General features: G+C 62.8%; 9 protein-coding genes. 4 read left to right on the top strand and 5 right to left on the bottom strand.

Annotated features, from left to right (window positions below; genetic code table 11):
• Positions 1-96 precede the first annotated feature (96 nt).
• The 4 genes from AC5JJ6_RS36235 to AC5JJ6_RS36220 are packed head-to-tail and all read right to left on the bottom strand — an operon-like array spanning position 97 to position 1974.
• Positions 97-297, bottom strand: coding sequence for a hypothetical protein (locus tag AC5JJ6_RS36235; protein ID WP_496046684.1), 201 nt, complete (start codon positions 295-297; stop codon positions 97-99).
• Positions 294-611, bottom strand: a complete 318-nt coding sequence (locus AC5JJ6_RS36230) for a hypothetical protein (RefSeq protein ID WP_496046683.1) — start codon at positions 609-611, stop codon at positions 294-296. The genes AC5JJ6_RS36235 and AC5JJ6_RS36230 overlap by 4 nt, the downstream gene beginning before the upstream one ends.
• On the bottom strand, positions 601-843 hold the full coding sequence (locus AC5JJ6_RS36225) for a CDGSH iron-sulfur domain-containing protein (RefSeq protein WP_429646846.1): 243 nt from the start codon (positions 841-843) through the stop codon (positions 601-603). The genes AC5JJ6_RS36230 and AC5JJ6_RS36225 overlap by 11 nt, the downstream gene beginning before the upstream one ends.
• A 24-nt stretch (positions 844-867) precedes the next feature.
• Positions 868-1974 carry an NAD(P)-dependent alcohol dehydrogenase gene (locus AC5JJ6_RS36220; RefSeq protein WP_496046682.1) on the bottom strand — a complete coding sequence of 369 codons (1107 nt, stop codon included), beginning with the start codon at positions 1972-1974 and terminating at the stop codon, positions 868-870.
• A 176-nt stretch (positions 1975-2150) separates the two neighbouring features.
• Here AC5JJ6_RS36220 and AC5JJ6_RS36215 point away from each other — a divergent pair, with 176 nt between their 5' ends.
• Both AC5JJ6_RS36215 and AC5JJ6_RS36210 read left to right on the top strand, forming a co-directional pair.
• Complete coding sequence (locus AC5JJ6_RS36215) at positions 2151-4004, top strand: sigma-54-dependent Fis family transcriptional regulator (RefSeq protein ID WP_496046681.1); 1854 nt, start codon at positions 2151-2153, stop codon at positions 4002-4004.
• Positions 3997-4365, top strand: coding sequence for a helix-turn-helix domain-containing protein (locus tag AC5JJ6_RS36210; RefSeq protein ID WP_496046680.1), 369 nt, complete (start codon positions 3997-3999; stop codon positions 4363-4365). The genes AC5JJ6_RS36215 and AC5JJ6_RS36210 overlap by 8 nt, the downstream gene beginning before the upstream one ends.
• A 234-nt stretch (positions 4366-4599) precedes the next feature.
• On the opposite strand, the gene AC5JJ6_RS36205 is transcribed toward AC5JJ6_RS36210, so the two are convergent.
• Positions 4600-5031 (bottom strand): DUF29 domain-containing protein, encoded by a 432-nt coding sequence (locus AC5JJ6_RS36205; protein ID WP_496046679.1) that lies wholly within the window; start codon positions 5029-5031, stop codon positions 4600-4602.
• A 327-nt stretch (positions 5032-5358) separates the two neighbouring features.
• Here AC5JJ6_RS36205 and AC5JJ6_RS36200 point away from each other — a divergent pair, with 327 nt between their 5' ends.
• Together AC5JJ6_RS36200 and AC5JJ6_RS36195 are read left to right on the top strand one after the other, a co-directional pair.
• Entirely contained in the window at positions 5359-5799 is a 441-nt protein-coding gene (locus AC5JJ6_RS36200) for a MerR family transcriptional regulator (protein WP_496046678.1), read from the top strand.
• A gap of 52 nt (positions 5800-5851) precedes the next feature.
• The coding region (locus AC5JJ6_RS36195) for a thiolase family protein (RefSeq protein ID WP_496046677.1) at positions 5852-6315 on the top strand (464 nt) is incomplete at its 3' end.

The raw sequence follows: 6315 nt of genomic DNA, 5'->3' as shown, positions 1-6315 counted from the left end.
GCCGACATAGACGCGCCTGCTTGTCGGCTGCCGCTTCGCTTTAGGCCGACCTACAGCAGGAGCGCCTTCACCAGTCAACTACTTTGGCCCTTGGCATTACTTCCCAGCCGCACCCTCCGGCTTCGCCTTCCTCTCCGCAATGTATCTTGCCCCCAGTATCAGCACGCCCATGGTGAAGTCCTCGCCGTGGGCGTCGATCATTTCCTGCGACAGGTCGTCCAGCCTCTGGAGGAACGCGTTCTTGGACTCCTGCTCGGCCAAGGCTTCCGGCGATGGTTTTGCTGTGTCGGCGGTCATGTCTGGGTATCTCCATGAGGGGCGTTCAGGCGGTTGACGATGTCTTCAAGCTGCTGGATCAGGGCCTCGCGTTCGGCTTCGATCCGGCGGGCCTGCGCAATGACTTCACTATGCTCCCGCTCCAGCTCGGCAAGCTGCGCTTTCAGTTCCGGGGTAGGCGCCGCCGTGATGTTCTGGCGGCAGCGCTCCATTTCGAACTCCACCCCGGCGCGCCGGCCCTCCCGTGACAGATGGGCCGAATTCAGCTCGGTGAGCTTTGCCACGATGGCGTAGCGTTCCGCCATCATGGCCTGGAACGGATCGTCAGAGGTCATTGTGGCGGCCGTCGCACAAGGGCGGGTTGGCGGTCTGCTTGCACCCGCACAGGAAGACGGTGCCGGTGCCGGGCGCCCTCCACCCCATCGGGCTGATGCCGGTGCCGGCGTGGGACCCGTCGCAGATCGGCTGGGTACCGCTGCGTCCGCAGCGGCACCACATCACCAGATCGCCTTCCTCCACTTCCCACTCGTAAGGTCCGGCCTGGGCGATCTCGGGTTCGAGGTTCATTATGGTATCCTCAATACGAGGTGCTCAGGGAATCAGAACCGCGCGGCCCTTGACCTTGCCGTGGTGCAGGTCGTGAAGCGCCTCGTTGGCCTGCTCCAGCCGGTATTCGCGGGTGGCGAGCTTCACCAGCCCCCGGTCGGCCAGCGCCATCAGCTCGACCAGTTCGGGATAGGTCCCGACCAGATTGCCGACGATGGTCTTCTCCGACGTGATCATCTCGATCGTCGGGATCTCGACCTTCCCGCCATAGCCGACGATATAGTAGAAGCCGGCGTTCCGGGTCATCGCCAGCCCCTTCTCGACCGCATCGCCCTCGCCGACGAAGTCGATCACGGCCTCTGCCCCGCGTCCGCCCGTCAGAGCCAGGATCTGCTCGACCTCCGTGCCGTCGCCCTTGACCAGATGCTGCGCCCCGCATTCCTTGGCGAGGTTCAACGCCATGTCAGAGCGATCGACCGCGATGATCTCGGCGGCGCACAACGCTGCCAGCACTTGGATGCCGATATGCCCCAGGCCGCCGGCCCCGATCACGACAGCATACTCGCCCGGCAGCAGGTGCCGCGACGCCTTCTTGGCCGCACGGTAGGCCGTCAGGCCCGCGTCGGTGTAGGGCGCCACGTCCTTCGGCGTCAGGCTGCCCGGCAGCTTGATCAGGGAACGGACACCGGTCAGCAGATACTCGGCATAGCCGCCGTTGGCGTTGATGCCGGGAAACTTGCTGTCGGTCGCATGCATGTCGTCGCCGCGCCGGCAGGCGAGACAATGGCCGCTGGTGACCAGCGGATGGCAGATCACGGGATCGCCGACCTTGAAGCCCTCGACGCCTGGACCGACCTCCTCGACCCAGCCGGCATTCTCATGTCCCATGATATAGGGAAGCTGCACATCCACCTTGCTGCGCCAGATGCCTTCGACGATGTGAAGGTCGGTGCGGCAGACTCCCGCCCCGCCGATCCGGACGATGACGTCGGTGGACTTTTCGATCTTCGGGTCGGGGACTTCCTCGTACCGGACGAACTGCGGGCTGGTCAGCGATGGATCGAATTCATAAAGCACGGCCGCCTTCATGGACGCCTCTCCCTTGATGCCGGTTTCTTGGTTGGAACCGACATCCCTAGTCGCAACAGGCATGCCAAAGCCCCAATCGGCGGGATTCAGCCATTCCCGACGATCAGCCTCTAATTTGACCGTTTACATAATCAACGACTGCTCACACCCTGACTGCGCAAAGCCTGAACATAACAGGTCATCATGGTCTCCATCCAACTAAGGGACCGGGCCAACCGAGGGACCAGGGAGGAACAGGCATGGGATCGATCACGCGTCCGGCCTCGCTGACGCCGGAAATCCGCCAGTCCTGGGAGCGCTGCCTTGAGGCCGGACTCGACCCGCACCGCCCTCCCGAGCCGGTCTACGCCGATGCCGTCACGGTACGCGAAGCGCGCGACCGGCACGAGCTGACGCGCCGGCTGGCGCTCGCCGAGATGCACAACCTCTATCACCAGATCTCCGGCTCCAACTTCATGATCGCCCTGGGCGATCCCAGCGGCATGGTGCTGGACACCATCACCGACGACACCTTCCGGACCACGGCGGAAGCGAAGAACATCCGCGCCGGCGGCCTGTGGGGAGAGTTGCAGCAGGGCACCAACGCGCTGGGTCTGGCATCGGCCATGAAAGCGCCGGTGACGGTCCACGGCCCCGAGCATTTCTTCCGGATGCATGACGGCCTGACATGCAACGCCGCCCCGATCTTCGGCCCCTCGGGCGAGATCGCCGGCGTGCTGGACGCGTCGAGCGACTGCCGCTCCCGCCAGCGCCACACGATGGCCCTGGTCAAGATGTCGGTCCGCCAGATCGAGAACGGCTTGTTCCGCGACCTCCACCGCAACGATCTGGTGCTGATCTTCCACACGCGGGCGGAATATTTGCGGACCCTCAGCGCCGGCCTGCTGGCGGTCGATCCAAGCGGCACGATTCTGGCCGCCAGCGCCCAGGCCGCGTTCTTCCTGCAAGGCCTGCCGGCCACCCCTGGACACCACTTCGCCGAACTGTTCCGCACCGGCTTCCTCGACTTCCTGGACGAGAGCCACCGCCGCGACCGGGTGCGCCTGGAAGACCACGAGGGCAGCAGCTACGTCGTGGCGATCGACAACCTGCACAAGGTCTGCCCGCTCCACCGCCACCCGGAGCCGAAAGCGAAACCCCAGCCCCGCCCAACGCCCCGCGCGCCCTCCCCCGATTTCATCGCCGAAGATCCTGCCGTAACCGCCCTGCTCGCCCAAGTCGCCGGCGCCACGGCGCGCGGCGTCCCGATCCTGGTCCGAGGCCCCACGGGAACCGGCAAGGAACTGATGGCCCGCCACGCCCACGCCGTCAGCGGCCGCACCGGCGCCTTCGTCCCCGTGAACTGTGCCGCCCTCCCCGACACCCTGATCGAAGCCGAACTGTTCGGCTACGCCGAAGGCGCCTATACGGGAGCGCGGCGCGGCGGCGCCAAGGGTCTGGTGGTTGATGCGGACGGCGGCACCCTCTTCCTGGACGAAATCGGCGACATGCCGGTCCAGTTGCAAAGCATCCTGCTCCGCCTGCTGGACGACTGGACCATCCGCCCCGTCGGCGGCTCCGCCCGCCGGACCGTCGACGTCCAACTCGTCGCCGCCACCAACGCGAACCTGGAAGAAGCCGTCCAAACCGGCCGCTTCCGAGCCGACCTGCTCTACCGCCTGAATACGATCGAGATAACCCTGCCCACCTTATCGGAGCGCAAGGACTTCCACCGCATCGCCAGACACCTGCTCCGCATCATCGACCCGGCAGCCTCAATCACCGACGCGGCATTGTCCCTGCTGGCGCAACGCCCCTGGCCCGGCAACGTTCGCGAACTCCGCAGCGCCCTGACCCGTCTGGCAATCACCGCCAACGGCAGCGTCATTGGCGCCGAGCACCTGAATGGCCCTGCCCCACCACCCGCATCTCCCGCCGCCTCGACCCTGGAGCGCGCGGTCATCGACCAAGTCGTAGCGACCTGGGAGTTGTCCGGCCGCAACATCACCGAAACCGCCCGGCGCTTGGGCGTCACGCGCAATACGGTTTACAAGAAGCTCCGGACTATGAGCAATTGCGTGAAACTTGGTCCACAAGGCGGTATCGATGACTAACCCCGCGCAGATCATCCGGGATCAAAACGGTAATCCCGCTTTCGCCGTGTTGCCCATCAATGAGTACGAGCGGTTGCTGGAAGTAGCCGACGAAGCTGCAAGCATCCGTGCGTATGACGCTTACAAGGCTACCCAGCCGGAAACCTTCCCCGATGAAGTTGCATCCCGACTTCTGAATGGAGAGCATCCGGTAAAAGTGTTCCGTGAGTACCGAGGGATGACCCAGACTCAACTTGCCGAGATCGCCGGTCTCCGCCAAGCCTACGTGTCACAGATCGAGGCCGGCTCTCGCATTGGCACCGTCGATGTACTCAAGCGGATAGCCGAAGCGTTGCGGGTAGACCTTGATGACTTGACCTGACCGGCAGCAGCCAATTCGGAAAACTTCAAAGCTCATCCCGTGTTCCGGGGTGATGTGCATCGTAGACGCGGCTTCCAGCCGCGTTGAGTGCGCGGATACGCGCTCCCTCACTTACGCAACGCCTTCGTGTCTGTCGAAGCCGTTGAAGCGCTGAAGCAACGCGGCTGGAAGCCGCATCTACGGACGCTCTTAGCGAAGTGAACTCATCACCCTTAAACGCGATAAGAGCAAACTTCAATCAGGCCAGAATCCATCGTCCATCATCTGAGCGAAGACCCAAGGGCAGACGGCTGGAAAAGTCTGTTCAGGCAGTCCCGTTTCACGCTCGGCGCCGATGAGTGCATCGCCGTAGGCATCTGTAATCGTCTCTTCGAGCAGCGCTTTCAGGCTGGGATTCTTCCGCAGATGACGAGCGATCTTGACGCGCTGCTCCTTGATGGACAACCGCCAGCTATTGCCCCGAAAGTTCGGCTGGAACTGCCATTTCAGCAAATGCAGCAGCAAAACGATCAAACGATCTTCCAGTTGCCGCTGTTCATTGCGGCCCAGGCTCTCGATCTCCTCGACGATGTGTTCGACATCCGCCAAACTCAGGTTACCGGCACGAAGCAAAGATACCTGCTCTTGCGTCCATGCGTAAAAATCGCTGCGATAATTATCGGCCATATACTCTCCATCAATCAAAACCAGCTATTTCTACATTTTAGAAAACACATTATCAGTAAGGTCTGATTTTAACACGGATGGACACGGATTTCCCACGGATGAACATGGATAATATCAAACGTTGATTTCACCACGGCACCGGGAGCGATCAAATTTTCTCCAATCCGTGTCCATCCGTGGAAAATCCGTGTCCATCCGTGTTCCTGTCAGCCCATTCTACCCCAGCGCCCCCGGCCCGCCATCCACCCCCTTGACGTCCCGCGTCAATTCTCATACCTTACGTTTACGTAAACGTTATGCCACTCCCTGAACGCGCGGTGACAAATCATGCTCAGTATGACCGATCCACCGGACGAGGCGGGAGAAGAGCGGACTTTTACCATCAGCGAGCTGGCCGACACGTTCCAGGTCACTCCCCGCACGATCCGCTTCTACGAGGACCAGGGGCTGCTGTCGCCCAGGCGCGACGGGCTCAACCGGGTCTACAGCCATCGTGACCGCGCCCGGCTGACGCTGATCTGCCGGGGCAAGCGGCTGGGCTTCAGTCTGGCGGAGATCAAGGACTTTCTCGACCTCTACGATGTCGATGACCGGCAGATCGAGCAGATGCGCTTCGCGCTGGCCCATGGGCGGGAGCGGATGGCATCGCTGGAGGTCCAGCTTGTCGATGTCCAGCAGACGCTGAGCGAGTTGCGGGCGCTGGAAAGCCAGATCGTCGAACACCTCAAGGCCGCCGGTGCGGCGCCTGACAAGTCTTCCAAGAAATAAGCATTCCAATCAACAGCCAACCAAATCAAGTCGGTGAGGAGCATTCAGCGCCATGAAGAACGTGGTTATCGCCGGGTATGTCCGGTCGCCGTTCCACTTCGCCAACAAGGGCAAGCTGGCCCGCATCCGCCCCGACGATCTGGCGGCGCAGGTCGTCAACGGCCTGCTTAAGCAGACCGGCGTCGATCCGAATGAGATCGAGGACATCATGCTGGGCTGCGCCTTCCCGGAGGGCGAGCAGGGCTTCAACATCGCGAAGCTGGTCGGGATGCTGTCCAACCTGCCGCAGAGCGTGGCGGGCACCACCATCAACCGCTTCTGCGGGTCGTCGATGCAGGCGATTCACATGGCCGCCGGCGCGATCCAGATGGACGCCGGCCACGCCTTCATCGCGGGCGGGATCGAAAGCATGAGCCGGGTGCCCATGATGGGCTTCAACCCGATGCCGAACCCGAAGCTGGCCGAGAGCAACCCCGGCGCCTATATGGCGATGGGCATCACCGCCGAGAACCTCGC

The sequence above is a fragment of the Skermanella sp. genome, from assembly GCF_059503625.1.
This window is presented reverse-complemented; position numbering and strand designations above follow the sequence as displayed.